The organism is Rhodococcus sp. 14-2470-1a, from assembly GCF_002259425.1.
Classification (GTDB): domain Bacteria; phylum Actinomycetota; class Actinomycetes; order Mycobacteriales; family Mycobacteriaceae; genus Rhodococcoides; species Rhodococcoides fascians_E.
Map to the genome: position 1 here is coordinate 71578 of NZ_NPFZ01000014.1, position 16520 is coordinate 88097.

Below are 16520 nucleotides of genomic sequence, written 5' to 3' on the forward strand. Positions count from 1 at the left end.
CGTTGACACAACCAGGCTACACCAATACCGTGCTAATCATGCGCACTAATACGAGATGTTCTCACGACGCGATCATCGTGGGCGCCGGCTTCTCCGGCCTCTACCTGCTGTGGAAGCTCAGAGGCCAAGGCCTGAACGTCCATCTCTTCGAGGCAGGCGACGACGTAGGAGGAACCTGGTTCTGGAACCGGTATCCAGGTGCGCGGTGCGACGTCGAGAGCGTCGACTACTCGTTCTCGTTCGACGACGAGTTGCAGCAGGAGTGGAAGTGGAAAGAGCGATATCCGGCGCAGCCCGAGATCTTCGAGTACCTACAGCACGTTGCAGATCGATTCGATCTCCGACGCGACATCTCGCTGACAACGCGAGTGCGGTCGGCGCGGTACGACGAGGACACGCGGACCTGGACGGTATACGCCGACGGAGCGGGGGTCACGACGCAGTTTCTGATCATGGCAACGGGGTGTCTGTCGGTTCCTCAGACGCCGAACATCCCTGGGCTGGAATGCTTTGCAGGCAGGACCTACCACACCGGAGACTGGCCCAAGGAGGGGGTCGATTTCAGCGGCAAGCGCGTAGCGGTGATCGGCACGGGGTCGTCGGGCATTCAGCTCATTCCGGAGGTCGCGAAGGTCGCTGAACACCTGACCGTGCTGCAACGTACGGCGAGTTTCTCGGTGCCGGCGCTCAACGGGCCGCTCGACCCCGAGTTCGAGCGCGAGGTAAAGGCAAACTATCCCGAGCGTAGGCGTCGGGCGCGTGCGTCGTCGGCCGGTGTCGAGCGTGGAGACAACGAGCAGAACGCGCTGGATGTGCCCTACGAAGATCGGGTGAAAGAGTTCGACGGGCGATGGGGCAAAGGTGGATTCGCCCTCTTGGGTGCCTATCAGGACCTGATGCTCACCGACGAGGCGAACGACACCGTCGCCGATTATGTCCGGGACAAGATTCGCGCCACTGTCGAGGACCCTGATACTGCCGAATCGTTGATCCCGCGCGGTTACCCGCTGGGTGCCAAGCGAATCTGCGTCGACACGAACTACTTCGAAACCTACAACCGAGGCAATGTCACCTTGGTGGATCTACGGAAATCACCACTGGAATCGATCACTCCCGCGGGAGCGCGTACCGGAGATGCGGAGTACGAGTTCGACGTGCTCTGCCTCGCCACCGGATTCGACGCCATGACCGGTGCTCTCGATCGTATCGACATCACCGGCGTCGGCGGCGAGACGCTGAAGAACAAGTGGCAGCACGGACCGACCACCTACCTGGGCCTCGGTGTCGCAGGCTTCCCGAATCTGCTTCTCATTGCCGGATCGGGCAGCCCGTCCGTGCTGGCGAACATGGTCACCGCCATCGAGCAACACGTCGAATGGGCGGCGGAACTACTGGGTTACATGAGCTCTCACGGATACGACACCATCGAACCCGCCCAGGAAGCAGAGGACGGCTGGGTGGCGCACGTCAACGAGATGGCGTCGTACACGGTGTTTCCGAAGGCCGCCTCGTGGTACATGGGAGCCAACATTCCGGGGAAACCGCAGATCTTCATGCCCTATGTCGGCGGCTGCGTGGAGTACGAGAAGAAGTGCAACGAGGTCGCCGAGAAAGGCTACTCAGGGTTCGTCCTTCGTTGATGTGCCCGTGAGTGGTTCTACACAAGTGCTGTGCAGAACTACTCACGGGAACGCAACGTGCTCATTCCTTCGACGCGGCGACCATCTCTTCGCGTTCGACGACCTTGACGCGTTCGCGGCCTTCGGGTTCGCCGAGGGAGCGTTCGTGGGCGTCGAGGCGGTACCAGCCGTCCCAGGTGGTGAAGGGGACCTTCTTGTCTTCGAGGAACGTCGTGACCGCGTCCAGATCGGGGTCGGTGGCGCCGGTGAAGTTCGGTGCGTCCTCGAGGAGGTTGGCGACGGTTTCGTTGGCGTCGCCCTTGGTGTGGCCGATCAGGCCGACGGGTCCACGCTTGATCCAGCCGGTGACGTAGGTGGCCGGGACCGGGGTGGTCGAGGACGGGGATTGGCCGGGAGTGGAGTCTGCGGAATGACCCGGTGAGGCAAGTACGCGGCCTGCTTCGTTGGGGATGGTGCCGGCTTGGTCGTCGAAGGGGAGTTGGGCGATGTTCTGGGAGAGGTAGCCGACGGCGCGGTAGACCGCTTGGACGTCCCAGTCGTTGTAGGTGCCGGTGCCGCGGACGTTGCCGGTGCCGTCGAGTTCGGTGCGTTCGGTGCGTAGTCCGACGACCTTGCCGTTCTCGCCGAGGATTTCGGTGGGGGATTCGAAGAAGTGCAGGAACAGTTTGTGGGGGCGGTTGCCGACGTCGCGGATGGCCCAGTCCTGCAGGGTGTTGGCGACCATGTCGACCTGCTTGGATCCGCGGCGGGCGGCTTCGGAGCCTTCGTCGTAGTCGATGTCCTCGGGGGCGACGATGACCTCGATGTTGGGGGAGTGGTCGAGTTCGCGGAGTTCGAGGGGGGTGAACTTGGCTTGCGCGGGTCCGCGGCGTCCGAAGACGTGGACTTCGAGGGCCTTGTTGGCTTTGAGGCCTTCGTAGACGTTGGCGGGGATTTCGGTGGGGAGGAGTTCGTCGCCGGTCTTGGCGAGGACGCGGGCGACGTCGAGGGCGACGTTGCCGACGCCGAGGACGGCGACTTTCTCGGCGTCGAGGGGCCAGGTGCGGGGGACGTCGGGGTGGCCGTCGTACCAGGAGACGAAGTCGGCGGCGCCGTAGCTGCCGTCGAGGTCGATGCCGGGGATGTTCAGTGCGCGGTCGGCGTTGGCGCCGGTGGAGAAGATGACGGCGTCGTAGAAGCGGCGGAGGTCGTCGAGGGTGATGTCGGTGCCGTAGTCGATGTTGCCGAGCAGGCGGACCTGTGGCTTGTCGAGGACCTTGTGCAGGGCGGTGATGATGCCTTTGATGCGGGGGTGGTCCGGTGCGACGCCGTAGCGGATGAGGCCGAAGGGTGCGGGCATGCGCTCGAACAGGTCGATACTGACATCTGTGTCGGACTTCATGAGTGCGTCGGCGGCGTAGATGCCTGCGGGTCCGGCGCCGACGATGGCGACGCGGAGTGGACGAGTCTGATCGGTCATGTGCAGCGAACTACCTTCGTCGAGGGCATGTACGGACACCCCAGCATAAATTAAGTGTTACCTGATCTGGGCTGGTGGTCGTCACTCAAGGCTACGTCGCACTCCGGGCACACTCCAAGGCATCCGGACTTGAGCTATTTCCCGGTTTCAGGTAGGAATTGCATCATGCAGACGACATTCCTGGTCCGGCGAATCGCCCTGGACCTTTGTCGTACCTGCACCACCATGTGTTGTCGGTGACCTCTCCCGCGCACCGGGCCCTCTGAGCGCCCTTCGCTTCTTTCGTCACACATCCAGTACGGCTGCACCGACCACGGTCTCGGCGCGGACGGGCCATGCGGCTCGCCGTCGAAACGTCCGCGACCATCATGAATCGAGGACAGACATGACCACTGTGGAAACCACGGTTTCACTCACGCTCGACAAGTTCGGCCCGAGTTTCGGTGCCGAGGTGATCGGGCTCGATGTGGCGTCGGCGTCCGATGCGCACATTCGAGCGGTGCGCGACGCACTGGTCGAGCACAAGGTTCTGGTACTGCGCGGGCAGTCCCTCGACGATGCGGGGCAGATCGATTTCGGTCGACGGCTCGGCGAGCTGACGGCGGGGCATCCGGTGCACGACAGTGGTCATGTCGCTGCCGAGGTCTATGCCCTCGACAGTCAGGACAACGGGTTCGCGGACATCTGGCACACGGACGTGACGTTCATGGAGCGTCCGCCGATGGGGTCGATTCTGCGGCCCGTCGTCCTCCCTCCGCACGGGGGTGACACCAACTGGGCGGACAGTCAGCTCGCCTACGAGTCGTTGGCTGCGCCGGTGCGGCAGATGATCGACCAGCTGACCGCGGTGCACGACGGTAACCGCGAGTTCGGCTACTACCTCGCGCAGAAGCGAGGAGGCAAGGGCAACGTCTGGGACGGCAAAGAGGTGACTGCGCTGGTACCCGTCGAGCATCCGGTTGTTCGGGTGCACCCGGAGACCGGTCGCAAGGGCATTTTCGTCAACCCTGGTTTCACGTCGCACATCGTCGGTGTCTCCGAGGCGGAGAGTCGGGGCATCCTCGACTTCCTGTACGCGCATCTGACCAAGCCGGAGCACGTGGTGCGTCACCGCTGGCGTCTCGGTGACCTGGTGCTGTGGGACAACCGGAGCACCTCGCACTACGCCAACCGTGATTACGGCACCGAGCACCGCAAGATGCACCGCATCACCCTGCGCGGCGACATTCCAGTCGGACCCCAGCAGCACTAGAGGTTTGCCGGGCGGGGAAGATTGTCGCCATGGCGTCGTGGCGTGAACGTAGGCAACAGTGGGTCGACAGTCGTGAGGAAGCGCAGAACAACGCGTCTGCAGCAGCTGCCGCGTCGGGTGAACGCCGCCCGCCGAACGCGTGGCCGTTTCTGATCGCCGTCGGCATCGTCGTCGTGATGCTCGCCGGAATCTTTCTCGCGGCTCGGTTCGCTCCCGCCGAGGACAACGTCACTCAGGCTCAGTTGCTCACCGACAGCATCACCGAGTTCGTCGACGCCCAGAACGAGGGCGACGCCGACGCTCTGCGCGCCGTCACCTGTGACGAGCAGGTGAGCAGCCTCGTCACCGGGTCCGATCAGGACTACACCGACGCTCGGGTTGCCGATGTGGAGGAGAACGGCAAACTTGTGGTCGACGGGGCTCCCAGTGAGTACGAGATCAACGGTGACCGCGGGGTCGTCACGGTGCCGACGAAGTTCGAGAAGACCGGGGCTACGTCGAGCGAGGTGTGGAAGTTCGTCCGCGTCGACGACAAATGGCTGGTGTGCAACGTATGAAAGGCTTGATCCGTGACTTACGCAGGTGACATAACCCCGGAGGCGGCCTGGGAGCTGCTTCGTGACAATCCCGAGGCAGTTCTGGTCGACGTCCGCACGCACGCCGAGTGGCAGTACGTCGGCGTCCCGGACACGTCGTCGATCGAGCGGCCCACTCACCTGATCGAGTGGGTGAGCTACCCGAACGGCGCGCGGAACGAGAACTTCGTCGATCAGCTGAAGGAAGCCGGTGTCGACGGCGAGCGCCCGGTGGTGTTCCTGTGCCGCTCCGGTCAGCGTTCCATCGGTGCGGCGGAGGCCGCGACGGCCGCGGGTATCGGCCCGTCCTACAACGTGCTCGACGGTTTCGAGGGTGCAACCGACGCCGACGGTCACCGCGGCGTCGTCGGGTGGCGTGCAGTAGGACTTCCGTGGAGGCAGCAGTGAGCGAGCAGAGGATTCCGGGCCTGCCCAAGGGCGGAGGCTTCGACAAGAAGCTGCCTGACGGTGTGGGGCAGGGAACGCTGGGTGTTCGCGGCGGGTTGATGAGGTCCGGGTTCGACGAGAATGCGGAAGCGTTGTATCTGTCGTCGGGCTTCGTCTACGAGAGCGCAGGTGCGGCCGAGCAGGCGTTCACCGGGGAGATCGATCATTTCGTCTACTCGCGGTACGGCAATCCGACGGTCAAGATGTTCGAGGAGCGACTGCGGTTGATCGAGGGCGCCGAGGCGTGCTTCGGTACCTCCAGCGGTATGTCGGCGGTGTTCACGGCCCTCGGTGCGCTGTTGAAGGCGGGTGACCGTCTGGTGGCTGCGCGCAGCTTGTTCGGTTCGTGCTTCGTGGTGTGCAACGAGATCCTCCCGCGGTGGGGCGTCGAGACCGTGTTCGTCGACGGTGAAGACAACGCGCAGTGGGAAGAGGCGCTGTCGGTACCGACGACTGCGGTGTTCTTCGAGACGCCGTCGAACCCGATGCAGTCGCTGGTGGACGTCAGGCGTGTGTCCGAGCTTGCTCACGCGGCGGGCGCAACGGTGGTGTTGGACAACGTGTTCGCGACGCCGTTGCTGCAGAAGAGCTTGGATTTGGGTGCGGATGTGGTGGTGTATTCCGGCACCAAGCACATCGACGGCCAGGGCCGTGTCCTCGGTGGTGCGATTCTCGGTAGCAAGGAGTACATCGAGGGCCCGGTGCAGACGTTGATGCGTCATACCGGCCCTGCGCTGAGCCCGTTCAACGCGTGGACGCTGCTCAAGGGTCTCGAGACCATGCCGGTTCGGGTGCGTCATTCGACGCAGTCGGCGCTCGAGATCGCGACGTTCCTCGAATCCCATCCTGCGGTGTCGTGGGTGAAATACCCGTTCCTGGAGTCACATCCGCAGCACGAGCTGGCGAAGAGTCAGATGACGGGCGGCGGAACCGTCGTCACGTTCGAGCTCGCTGCTCCCGAGGGGGAAGGCAAGAAGCGTGCGTTCGAGTTGCTCGACGCTCTGCGTGTCGTCGACATCTCCAACAACCTCGGCGACTCGAAGACTCTCATCACGCACCCTGCGACCACGACGCATCGCGCCATGGGGCCGGAAGGCCGTGCTGCAGTGGGTCTTTCCGACGGGGTCGTTCGTATCTCGATCGGCCTGGAGGACACCGAGGATCTCATCGCGGACCTGAAGCAGGCGCTCGGCTGAGCTCAGACGCCGAAGGCGGCCAGTACCGTTCGGAACTTGGCTGTCGTTTCGGCGAGTTCGGCGTCGGGGTCGGATTGGGCGACGATCCCGCCGCCGGCGGTGGCGAGGGCCGAGCGGCCGTCGGCGGCGAGTTCGAGGCCTCGGATGGCCACCATCCATTCACCGTCACCCACGGCGTCGGCCCATCCGACTGCGCCTGCGTAGAAGCCCCGTGGTCCTTCGATCCGCTTGATCGCGTCCATCGCCGCCCGGCGCGGTACGCCCGCGACGGCAGGTGTGGGATGCAGGGCGATCGCCAGATCGAGCGAGGTCGTCGCCGCGTCGCGCAGAGTCCCGGTGATGGGTGTGCTGAGGTGCCACAGTTGCGGGGTGCTGCTGAGCTGCGGTTCCGGCGGGATGTCGAGGTCGCTGCACAGCGGTTCCAGTGCGGACCTGATCTCGTCGACGACGAATCGGTGTTCGGCTTGGTCCTTGGCGCTGGCTGCGAGGCGAGCGGCGATGGCGGCGTCCTCGTCGGGGATGTCGCTGCGCGCCGCGGTTCCGGCGAATGGATGGCATGTCACGGCGCGGCCGTGGCGCCGAATCAACAGCTCCGGGCTCGACCCGACGAGGTACGAGCCCGCATGCTCTGCCCCCGCTGCGGAGAGGTCGACGGCATAGCCGTTTCCCAGGACGTCCTTCTCGACGAGGGTGCCGAGCAGGGCCATGGGGTCGATCGGGGAGTCGGCGAACAATCGGAGCGATCGCGCCAGCACCACTTTCTGCACCGACCCGTCGCGCATGCTGTTCACCAGTGCGCGCACGCGCGCGACGTGTTCCTCCGCAGAAGGGATCTGTTCTCCGACGCGGACCCGGGGCAGCACAGTCGTGAACGCTCGCCAGGGACCGTCGGTTCGATGCAGTGATGTCGGGTGTGTCAGGGCCACCGGGTCGGCGTCGTCGAACGGCAGGGCACCGACGACGGGCGTTCCACTGCGGACGGCTGCGACGGCGTCGTCCGTCGACGCGTACGCGTTCTCCACTCCGTCTGCTTCGACGTTGTAGGTGCTGCGTGACAGAACGAAGGTCGGTGTACCGGTGGGCGAGGGCGCCATCAGAACGGCGACTGGGTCCGGCCGACGAGATCGGCGACCGAGTTGATCACCTTCGTCGGGCGGAACGGGTAGTTCTCGACGGACGTCTTCGTGGAGATTCCGGTGAGTACCAGGATGGTCTGCAGGCCTGCTTCGAGTCCGGAGAGAACGTCGGTGTCCATGCGGTCACCGATCATCAGCGTGCTTTCGGAGTGACCGCCGATGGCGCGCAGCGCCGAGCGCATCATCAGCGCGTTCGGCTTCCCGACGTAGTACGGCTCTTTGCCGGTTGCCTTGGTGATGAGGGCTGCGACGGACCCCGTCGCGGGCAGGGAGCCTTCTCGCGACGGCCCGGTGGCGTCGGGATTGGTGGCGATGAACCGAGCGCCCTTCTCGACGAGGCGAATGGCGGTGGTGATGGCCTCGAACGAGTAGGTGCGGGTCTCACCGAGCACGACGTAGTCCGGGTTGGAGTCGGTGAGCACGTATCCGATGTCGTGCAGCGCCGTCGTCAGACCTGATTCGCCGACGACGTACGCGCTGCCGCGGGGACGTTGGTTCCCCAGGAAGTTGGCCGTCGCCAGTGCCGACGTCCAGATGGACTTCTCGGGGATGTTCAGGCCGGTGCGTTCGAGCCTCGCGCGCAGGTCGCGGGGTGTGCGGATCGAGTTGTTGGTGAGCACGATGAACGGAATCTCGTTCGCCTGCAGCTCCGCGACGAACGCGTCGGCGCCGGGTATGAGGTGATCCTCGTGGACGAGCACACCGTCCATGTCCATCAGGTAGGTCCAACGCTGGGGCTCGTCCGTGTCGCTCACCCCTACAGTCTTCCACTCGCGACGTTTTCCACTCGCGGGAAGTGCGATCTAGCCGGCTTTCTTCAGTGCCGTGCGCCGCAGGGCCCGTTCGCGGGCGGTCATTCCACCCCACACTCCGAACGGCTCGTTGGTCGCGAGGGCGAACTGACGGCACTGAACGATGACCGGGCATTGTTCGCACAGCACCTTCGCCCTGTTCTCGCGCTGGCGCCGTTCGGTCCTGCCTTCGCCCGACGGGGAGAAGAACACATCGGAGATCGGATCGGGGCCTGCGGAGTCTTCGGTGGTGCCGTGCCCACGGCAAACCGCGTCCAACTGCCACTGCCATGCTGTTGTCGTTGGGGCCATGAACCGATGATGGCGTTCCTGCAGACCACGGAGAAGGTTTCGAATCATCGAGCGTCTAATGATGGAGTGAACATCTGGTGACCGCGTAGGGCAACGGTGTTCAGTGGTGACAGCGCCTCTGCCGAGACCGGCAATAGAATCAGCCTGATTCTGAGTTTTCCGAGTGCGCGAAAAGCATTGTCTTCGTGGGCCTTCAGGGCAATCGTGCACTTCTCTTGGCGTCGAATCCAGGGAGATGTGAAGGTACGGGAACTAACCTCCTGACCGAAGTGTCTTCACTCGACGGGAGATCTGGATGACGACGTTGGCGGCGGTGCGGCCATCTCGACTGCGCGAACTGTACGAGGATTTCCACCGTTGGCCGGAGGTGGCGTTCCAGGAGAGACGGACTACGGCCGTGATCGCCGACGAGTTACGCGGCCGCGGACTTCAGGTGTCCACGTCGGACACCGTGACCGGTCTCGTCGCGACGCTGGAGAACGGGCCGGGGCCGGTGGTCGGCCTTCGCGCGGACATAGATGCGCTGCCCATCGCGGAGCAGACGGGCGTTCCGTACGCGAGCACTACCGGTGCGATGCATGCCTGTGGCCACGATGTGCACATCACGTCGCTGATCGGCACGATCGACAGGCTCCTGGCGGTGCGGGACCGGTGGTCGGGCACCGTCGTCGCGATCTTCCAGCCTGCGGAGGAGGTCGGATCGGGGGCACGCGCGCAGTTGGCGTCGGGAATCTTCGACGATCATCCGACCCCGCACATCGTGCTCGGGCAGCATGCCAGCGGCGCACTTGCTCCGGGCACCGTCGGGTCACGGCCCGCGGTGTTGCAAGCCGCTGCCGATACCTGGCAGATAACTCTGCGCGGCGACGGTGGGCATGCTGCCGGTCCGCACAAGACCGTCGATCTCGTCGTGCTGGCGGCGTCGATGATCCTGCGTTTGCAGACCATCGTGTCCAGGGAGGTTCCGCCGAACGAGACGGCGGTGGTATCGGTGGGCACGATTCATGCGGGCACCGTCAGCAACATCCTTCCCGACGAATTGACGTTCACCGTCAACGCTCGGTCGTTCACCGAGGAGGTGCGGTCTCTGATCGAGCGATCCGTGCGTCGAATCGTCGTTGCCGAAGCCCAGGCCAGCGGCCTCCAGGCAGAACCCGAATTCGAGCACACGGTGCACTTCCCGCTGAACGTCAACGATGTCGCCGCATTCGAGACCGTTCGATCGGCGCTCGAAACCGAGTTCGGCGAGCACGGCTTCACCGTGGTCGACCCGGTCACCGGTTCGGAGGACTTCGGCGAATACGGCACCAGTTTCGGTGTCCCGTCTGTCTATTGGTACTTCGGCACCGGTCTGGCGGAAGAAGTGGCGAGCAGGGTTCCGGTGCCGAACGGTCACAGCCCCTGGTACGCGCCCGACCCCGACGTCGCCATCGACGTCGGGGTGCGAGCGTTCACCTCGGTTGCGCTCGCAGCGTTGAATTCGGTCGTGCCGCCTGTTCGTCAGAACGGCGGCGGCCGGTAGCGTTCACGCGCGGTCACGACTGCGCGATGTTCGAGGAATCGTTCTCGGAGGAAAATCGCGTCGGCACGTGCCGTGGGGTCTGTCAGTCGCGCGATGTCACCGAGCGACGGCACGTAGGCAGCCCGATCGGTGTCGGCCACGTCGCCGTATTCGCTGTACTCACCGATGTACGTTTCCCACCACGTGGGTGCATACAGCTCGTCGGGTGGATCGCCGGTGGGGGCGGTCGGTCGGGGCGTGCGTGTGCGTTTGTTCTTGCGCGCGGGTACACCGTTGCCCGGGACCATCACCGTGCCGAAGGAGGACGGTGTAATTCTTCGCAGACCGGAGCGCGATGTCCAGAACACACTGTCGCCGTCCAGTTTCGCGGCAGCCCAGAGCTTCATGGTTTTGGCTTGATGGTGAAACGCGCACAGCGGCTGCAGATTCGACGCAACGGTCCACCCATCGGCCAGCGGGTCGGTGTGATCGAACGGAACGACATGGTCGATCTCGCACTGCGCGGCGGGCACACTGCACCCAGGGAACGTACAGGTGCAATGGGTTGCACGCGTCAGCGCGGCCAGCTCGGCCGACGGCCGGTACGTCAGTGCACCGGCAGGGGGTTCGCTGAACCCTCCGTGACCGTCCGGGTGTATCCCGGAGGCAAGCGAGGGGTTTTCGCCGACAGCGGCCAGAAATGCGTCGATGGCAGCCGACAGACGAACATCTCGTCCGGCGCCGTTACGGCCGGTCCTCGCCTGATTCGGATCGGGAAGTGTGGCGGCTGAACGGGTTCGGCCCCGTGCAATGATGCGGAAGGCTCTCGGCTCACCTGGTGATCCGGTAATGGGCTCGGGCTCGGGCTCGGGTTCGGGTGTCGTGTCACCTGAACTGTCGTCGGCAGCAGCTTTCTGTGCCTTGGCGGCGTCGAGAAATTCGGTGAGAAGTATCTGCCAGCGGGCGTCGCCTGCGATGAGGCGTGCCGTGTGGGGGTCCAGTACGGTGCCGTCACCGAGGGTCGCGGGTTCGCTGGCCAAACCGAGCAGTGTTTCCGCGCTGATCAGTATCTGCAGGAGGTGAGGGCGACGCCTCCGGCCGAGGTAGCCCGATCCGCGGACAGGGCAATCCTCCCTGCCGCACAGGCACGCGATGGCCTCGTCGCGGTGGGGCAAGGCAACCAGAGCATGTCCGCGCAGCTGTCTCGTGGAACGCGGGTCGTGCGCGCAGACCGTGCCTGCGATCTCGTCGAGAACCGAATTGCATTCCACGCCTTCGAGAGCGGTCATCTTTGCGAACAGAGTGGCCATTCCGTCGGCGCCGTGTTTGATCGATGCGCACCGTTCTTCCGATTCTGCTGCCTTGCGTGCCGCCAGTGCTTCGGCCTCGTTGTAGTCGAACCAGTGCGCCCAGATGCGCTCGCGCAATCGACGGATACTGCACCGACGTGCAGAGGCCAGAACATCTGCTTCGATCCCGCGGACGGTGTTGTCGCTCGCTTTCGACAGCACGAGCGCGACGGTGCGAACCCGTTGATAGTCGAGGTCGCCCGCTCTGAATGCGTCGAGGATGGCCGGGAGTCGCTCCTCCAATTCCCTGCCCACGATCAGTCTCTCGCGAGTCGCTGTGCGCGACAGAGCAAGAGTCACCGAGGCCTCGCATTCGACGGCTCGCTGCGCGAGTGTCACGTCCGCTTCGCCGCCCTGGCTGTGGATATCCGCCTCGGTGGCCAGCCTGAACTCTCCGAGTGCGTACAGGCCGCGGATCAGTTCGGCCGAAGCTCGGTTTTCGGCCCTGCGTGACTCTGCAAGGCCGTCGAGGATATGCGCAGCCGCGTCGGCCTCGCTCCGTACCCGCTCTTCGATGCCCCCCGGCTTCCCCATGGCTTCGAACGTACTCGAACATGTGTTCGATTGCAACGCACTCCGAACAATCCGTCTTCCTGGATGCAAGGTTTGAAATCAGGGTGATTCGAACCCTAACGTCAAGCGCCGCTGCACAAATCGGTTGCGCTGACTTGACGGTTGCACTATCGAGCGAATACATTCCTGTCACCATCCAGAGCGACCGAGACTGGGCCACTGGTCGTTCCGCAGGCTCCACTCCCGTCTTGGCTCTACGACGTCGCAGCAACCCCCTGCCTCACGGTAGGTGTGGGTGCTACCGCCAGGACCGATGGAGGACACATGAACAGCGCACCGCTGTACCGGACCCAGTGGCGTCGTCTGCACGTCGACCTGTGCCGTATCGCGACGTACTGCTGTAGCTAGCGCGCTACCCGCATCGCACCACCCCTCGCTCTACTTACCTCGGCAAAGGCTTCGATCATGCATGCTCACACCCGGTGGATCCGGTGACTCAATTGGACGCGCGGCCCGCCGCCGCAGAACCGACCGTCGACGACGAAGATCTGATCGTCGCCAAGAAATGGCACCCGTTCCGCTGGATCGTCAGCGTGGTGGTTCTCGTACTCGTGGCGCAGTTCGTCCACGGTCTGGCCACCAACCCGGGCTGGGATTGGACGACGTTCGCTCAGTACTTCACGGCGGCGTCGGTCATGTCCGCGCTGTGGTTGACGATCCAGCTGACGTTCTGGGGCACGCTGATCGGGTTCGCGATCGGTATCGGTCTTGCTGTCGCTCGGTTGTCCAACAACCCTGTTCTGCAGGTCATTTCGTGGTTCTACATCTGGGCGTTCAGGTCCATTCCGCTGATCGTGCAGCTTCTGTTCTGGTTCAACATCGCGTACCTGTATCAGACATTGACGCTCGGAATTCCCTTCGGTCCTGCGTTCTTCGAGTTCAACGTCAACAACGTCATCAGTGGATCGACGGCCGCGATCATCGGTCTTGCTCTTCATCAGGCGGCGTACTCGGCCGAGATCGTCCGTGCCGGCATCATCTCGGTGGACCAGGGTCAACTCGAAGCCGCTGCCGCGCTGGGTATCCCGAAGCGGCGCGAGTTCTTCAAGATCGTTCTGCCACAGGCGATGCGGGGCATCCTGCCGAATGCCGCCAACGAGGTGATCAGCCTCTTCAAGGGGACCTCGATCGTGTCCGTCATGGCGATCGCCGAGCTGTTCTACCAGGTGCAGGTCATCTACGGCCGTAACGGCCGCGTCGTTCCGCTGCTCATGGTCGCGACGGTCTGGTACATCATCTTGACCTCGGTTCTGTCCGTCGTCCAGTTCTACGTCGAACGGCACTACGCCAAAGGCGCGGTGCGGACCATTCCCCTGACGCCGATCCAGAAGATTCGCAAGCGGGTTGCCGAGATCACCGCACCGCCGCGCGGAGGAGCTACGCGATGACGACGCTCGACGCCACCACGCCCACCGAGAACAGCAAGTACGCCGTCGAGGTCCGGGGCGTGCACAAGTCCTACGGACCACTCGAGGTCCTCAAGGGTGTCGACCTCGTCGTCCGGCCCGGCGAGGTGACGGTGATCATCGGTCCGTCCGGATCGGGCAAGTCGACGCTGTTACGCAGCCTCAACCACCTCGAGAAGGTCGATCAGGGAACGGTCCGTGTCGACGGCGACCTCGTCGGATACCGTCGTCGGGGCAACAAACTGCACGAGCTCAGCAACAAGGACATCCTGAGGCAGCGCTCGCAGATCGGTTTCGTGTTCCAGAACTTCAATCTGTTTCCGCACCTGACCGTTCTCGAAAACGTGCTCGAAGCTCCGGTGTCCGCGCAGAAGCGCAAGCGTGCCGACGTGGAACCCGAGGCGCTCGCGCTTCTCGAGCGCGTCGGGTTGAAGGACAAGGCACACGACTATCCACGACGCCTGTCGGGCGGGCAGCAGCAGCGTGTGGCGATCGCACGCGCACTTGCTCTGCGTCCCAAAGTGATTCTGTTCGACGAACCGACGTCGGCCCTCGACCCCGAGCTGGTCGGAGAGGTACTCGAAGTCATCCGAGGACTGGCCCGTGAAGGCGCGACCCTGGTGATCGTGACCCACGAGGTCGGATTCGCCAAGGAAATCGCCGACACCGTCGTCTTCATGGATGCCGGGCAGGTCGTCGAACAAGGCACTCCTTCCGAACTGCTCGACAATCCACAGGAACCGCGCACCAAAGCTTTTCTCGCGCACGTTCTCTAGACCTCCACACCCACACAACACAAGGAACAACCATGCCCAGATTCAACCGGGGACTTATTGTCCTCGCGTCTGCACTCTCTGCTGCGGCCGTGACCCTCACCGCATGCAGCGAGCCGGCGGCGGAATCCGAGGTGGTGACCGAGACAGGTCAGACCTTCGATCTCTCGCCGGAGCAGGAAGGCCGCGTCCACGCCGACAAGGTGGACGACATCGCAGCCAAGGTTCCGCAGGCGATCCGTGACAGCGGCGTGCTGACCATCGCCGGAACATCCGGAACTGCCCCGCCGCTGCGCTTCTACGCCACCGACGACACCACCGTCGTCGGATCCGAGGTCGACTTCGGCATCCTCATTGCCGACATCCTGGGATTGAAGCCCGAGATCACCGTCGCCGACTGGGCGCAGAACTTCGTCAAGATCGACTCGGGCGAGAACGACGTCTTCATCTCGAACGTCACGGTCACCGAGGAGCGCAAGGACAAGTACGACTTCGCGACGTACCGTCTGGACAACCTCGCGTTCGAGACGCAGAAGGACACGGACTGGACTGTCGACAAGCGAGAGGACATCGCGGGCAAAAAGATCGGTGTCGGATCGGGTACCAACCAGGAGCAGCTGCTGGTGGAGTGGAACGAGGCCAACATCGCCGACGGGTTGGCTCCGGCCGAGATCGCCTACTACCAGAACACGTCCGACTATTACCTCGCACTGTCTTCCGGTCGCATCGACGGCTACGTCGGGCCGAACCCGAGCGCTGTCTATCACGCTGCCACCAGTGGCGAGAGCAAGATCATCGGCACGGTCTCCGGAGCAGGCGACGCTTTGCAGGGTGAGATCGCCGTGACGACGAAGAAGGACAACGGGCTCATCGAGGCCGTGCAGGAGGCGATCGACCATGCGATCGAGACCGGTGATTACCAGAAGGTCATCGACCGGTGGGGCCTGAAGGACGAGGCAGTCACCGAATCGGTCGTCAACCCGCCGGGTCTGCCGCGCAAGGCTGGATAATCGGTACATGAACGTAGTAGTCGTCGGTGGCGGAGTGATCGGTGCGGCGTCCGCCTGGGTGCTCGCACGGCGTGGCCACCGTGTCACCCTGCTGGAACAATTCGCGCCGGGCCATCGTTACGGCGCGTCACACGGAACTTCCCGCATCTTCCGTCATGCCTACGCCGACGACTACTACGTTGACCTCGCCGCGCGTGCGTACACACTGTGGCGAAAGCTCGAAAACGACACCGCTACAGAACTACTGACGCTCACGGGCGCCGTCGATCACGGTGCACCCGTCATCGTGACTCCGCGCGTCGAGGCGCTCGCGAAGGCCGGGCTGGCGAGCGAGGTCCTCGAACCGCGTGAGGCACAGAAGCGTTGGGCAGGGCTGAAATTCGACACAACCGTGCTTTATCACCCGGACGCCGGGCGGTTGCACGCCGACCGTAGTGTGGCCGCGTTCACCGCTGCGGCTGCCGCCCTCGGGGCGAGAATCGAGTACGGCAGTCCGGTGCGCAGCATCTCCGCGAGCGAGGTGTCCACCGACGCGCACACCTACGTGGCCGACCACATCGTGGTCGCCGCAGGTGCCTGGACGTCGAAGGTAGTCGACTCGCACGTCACCCTGCCCGAACTGGTCACCACACAGGAACAACCCGCACACTTCCTACCGACCACCTCGGCCGACTGGCCGAGCTTCATCCACCACCCCGGCGCCGAACTCGACGGTGAGGGGATCTACGGTCTGCAGGGCGAAGAGGGCGTCAAGATCGGCGAACACGGAACCGGACCGATCGTCGATCCCGACACGCGAAATTTCGTCGCTCGCGAGGACGGTGTCGACCGACTGCAGACGTATGCCCGCACCTGGCTGCCCGGCGTCGACGCCGCATCAGCCGACCCTCTGACCTGCCTGTACACCACAACGCCCGACTCCAATTTCGTCGTCGACCGTGTCGGGAACCTGACCGTCGCCGGTGGATTCTCCGGACACGGCTTCAAATTCGCGCCTGCGATCGGCGAGCTCGTCGCGGACCTGGTCGACGGTGGGACGTCCGAGACACCCTTGTTCCGGCTGGGAGCTCGACAGATTTCCTAGCAATCGGGAATGGAAC

General features: G+C 64.0%; 15 protein-coding genes. 10 read left to right on the forward strand and 5 right to left on the reverse strand.

Going from position 1 to position 16520, the window contains the following annotated elements:
* Positions 1–38: 38 nt before the first annotated feature.
* Positions 39–1640 (forward strand): NAD(P)/FAD-dependent oxidoreductase, encoded by a 1602-nt coding sequence (locus CH292_RS06625; RefSeq protein ID WP_256977961.1) that lies wholly within the window; start codon positions 39–41, stop codon positions 1638–1640.
* 61 nt (positions 1641–1701) lie between these two features.
* On the opposite strand, the gene CH292_RS06630 is transcribed toward CH292_RS06625, so the two are convergent.
* Positions 1702–3099, reverse strand: coding sequence for an FAD-dependent oxidoreductase (locus CH292_RS06630; RefSeq protein WP_094654355.1), 1398 nt, complete (start codon positions 3097–3099; stop codon positions 1702–1704).
* A 385-nt stretch (positions 3100–3484) separates the two neighbouring features.
* On the opposite strand from CH292_RS06630, the gene CH292_RS06635 reads away from it, so the two are divergent.
* Genes CH292_RS06635 through CH292_RS06650 form a run of 4 tightly spaced genes read left to right on the forward strand, consistent with a single transcriptional unit; the run spans position 3485 to position 6569 of the window.
* Positions 3485–4351, forward strand: a complete 867-nt coding sequence (locus CH292_RS06635) for a TauD/TfdA family dioxygenase (RefSeq protein ID WP_019663192.1) — start codon at positions 3485–3487, stop codon at positions 4349–4351.
* 29 nt (positions 4352–4380) lie between these two features.
* Positions 4381–4908, forward strand: coding sequence for a hypothetical protein (locus CH292_RS06640; protein ID WP_094627767.1), 528 nt, complete (start codon positions 4381–4383; stop codon positions 4906–4908).
* 12 nt (positions 4909–4920) lie between these two features.
* Positions 4921–5334, forward strand: a complete 414-nt coding sequence (locus CH292_RS06645; protein WP_019663194.1) for a rhodanese-like domain-containing protein — start codon at positions 4921–4923, stop codon at positions 5332–5334.
* A gap of 11 nt (positions 5335–5345) precedes the next feature.
* A complete protein-coding gene (locus tag CH292_RS06650) occupies positions 5346–6569 on the forward strand; it encodes an O-succinylhomoserine sulfhydrylase (RefSeq protein WP_170945256.1) in 1224 nt (407 codons plus the stop codon).
* A gap of 2 nt (positions 6570–6571) precedes the next feature.
* On the opposite strand, the gene CH292_RS06655 is transcribed toward CH292_RS06650, so the two are convergent.
* The 3 genes from CH292_RS06655 to CH292_RS06665 form a co-directional block, all read right to left on the reverse strand.
* Positions 6572–7663, reverse strand: a complete 1092-nt coding sequence (locus CH292_RS06655; protein WP_094627765.1) for an isochorismate synthase MenF — start codon at positions 7661–7663, stop codon at positions 6572–6574.
* Positions 7663–8421: an HAD-IIA family hydrolase gene (locus CH292_RS06660; RefSeq protein WP_371828087.1), complete on the reverse strand. Its 759-nt coding sequence runs from the start codon at positions 8419–8421 to the stop codon at positions 7663–7665. The genes CH292_RS06655 and CH292_RS06660 overlap by 1 nt, the downstream gene beginning before the upstream one ends.
* Before the next feature lie 87 nt (positions 8422–8508).
* Positions 8509–8808, reverse strand: a complete 300-nt coding sequence (locus CH292_RS06665; RefSeq protein WP_256977962.1) for a WhiB family transcriptional regulator — start codon at positions 8806–8808, stop codon at positions 8509–8511.
* 295 nt (positions 8809–9103) lie between these two features.
* Here CH292_RS06665 and CH292_RS06670 point away from each other — a divergent pair, with 295 nt between their 5' ends.
* Complete coding sequence (locus CH292_RS06670; protein WP_094627762.1) at positions 9104–10330, forward strand: amidohydrolase; 1227 nt, start codon at positions 9104–9106, stop codon at positions 10328–10330.
* On the opposite strand, the gene CH292_RS06675 is transcribed toward CH292_RS06670, so the two are convergent.
* On the reverse strand, positions 10309–12192 hold the full coding sequence (locus tag CH292_RS06675; protein ID WP_094654357.1) for an HNH endonuclease signature motif containing protein: 1884 nt from the start codon (positions 12190–12192) through the stop codon (positions 10309–10311). The two genes, CH292_RS06670 and CH292_RS06675, sit on opposite strands and share 22 nt — an antisense overlap.
* 461 nt (positions 12193–12653) lie before the next feature.
* Here CH292_RS06675 and CH292_RS06680 point away from each other — a divergent pair, with 461 nt between their 5' ends.
* From CH292_RS06680 to CH292_RS06695, 4 genes are read left to right on the forward strand one after another with little or no spacing between them, the layout of a single operon-like run.
* Complete coding sequence (locus tag CH292_RS06680) at positions 12654–13619, forward strand: amino acid ABC transporter permease (protein ID WP_094627760.1); 966 nt, start codon at positions 12654–12656, stop codon at positions 13617–13619.
* The gene (locus CH292_RS06685; RefSeq protein ID WP_094654358.1) at positions 13616–14413 is read left to right on the forward strand and encodes an amino acid ABC transporter ATP-binding protein; all 798 of its coding nucleotides are present in this window, start codon (positions 13616–13618) and stop codon (positions 14411–14413) included. Before CH292_RS06680 ends, CH292_RS06685 begins: the two co-directional genes overlap by 4 nt.
* Positions 14414–14445: 32 nt before the next feature.
* The gene (locus CH292_RS06690) at positions 14446–15420 is read left to right on the forward strand and encodes an ABC transporter substrate-binding protein (protein WP_026347448.1); all 975 of its coding nucleotides are present in this window, start codon (positions 14446–14448) and stop codon (positions 15418–15420) included.
* Between the two features lie 7 nt (positions 15421–15427).
* Positions 15428–16504, forward strand: coding sequence for an FAD-dependent oxidoreductase (locus CH292_RS06695; protein WP_094654359.1), 1077 nt, complete (start codon positions 15428–15430; stop codon positions 16502–16504).
* Positions 16505–16520: the final 16 nt, after the last annotated feature.

Coding starts and splice junctions, on each gene's coding strand:
- CH292_RS06625 (WP_256977961.1), top strand. CDS start 39: ATGCGCACTAATACGAGATGTTCTCACGACGCGATCATCGTGGGCGCC.
- CH292_RS06630 (WP_094654355.1), bottom strand. CDS start 3,099: ATGACCGATCAGACTCGTCCACTCCGCGTCGCCATCGTCGGCGCCGGA.
- CH292_RS06635 (WP_019663192.1), top strand. CDS start 3,485: ATGACCACTGTGGAAACCACGGTTTCACTCACGCTCGACAAGTTCGGC.
- CH292_RS06640 (WP_094627767.1), top strand. CDS start 4,381: ATGGCGTCGTGGCGTGAACGTAGGCAACAGTGGGTCGACAGTCGTGAG.
- CH292_RS06655 (WP_094627765.1), bottom strand. CDS start 7,663: ATGGCGCCCTCGCCCACCGGTACACCGACCTTCGTTCTGTCACGCAGC.
- CH292_RS06660 (WP_371828087.1), bottom strand. CDS start 8,421: ATGGACATGGACGGTGTGCTCGTCCACGAGGATCACCTCATACCCGGC.
- CH292_RS06665 (WP_256977962.1), bottom strand. CDS start 8,808: ATGGCCCCAACGACAACAGCATGGCAGTGGCAGTTGGACGCGGTTTGC.
- CH292_RS06670 (WP_094627762.1), top strand. CDS start 9,104: ATGACGACGTTGGCGGCGGTGCGGCCATCTCGACTGCGCGAACTGTAC.
- CH292_RS06675 (WP_094654357.1), bottom strand. CDS start 12,192: ATGGGGAAGCCGGGGGGCATCGAAGAGCGGGTACGGAGCGAGGCCGAC.
- CH292_RS06685 (WP_094654358.1), top strand. CDS start 13,616: ATGACGACGCTCGACGCCACCACGCCCACCGAGAACAGCAAGTACGCC.
- CH292_RS06690 (WP_026347448.1), top strand. CDS start 14,446: ATGCCCAGATTCAACCGGGGACTTATTGTCCTCGCGTCTGCACTCTCT.
- CH292_RS06695 (WP_094654359.1), top strand. CDS start 15,428: ATGAACGTAGTAGTCGTCGGTGGCGGAGTGATCGGTGCGGCGTCCGCC.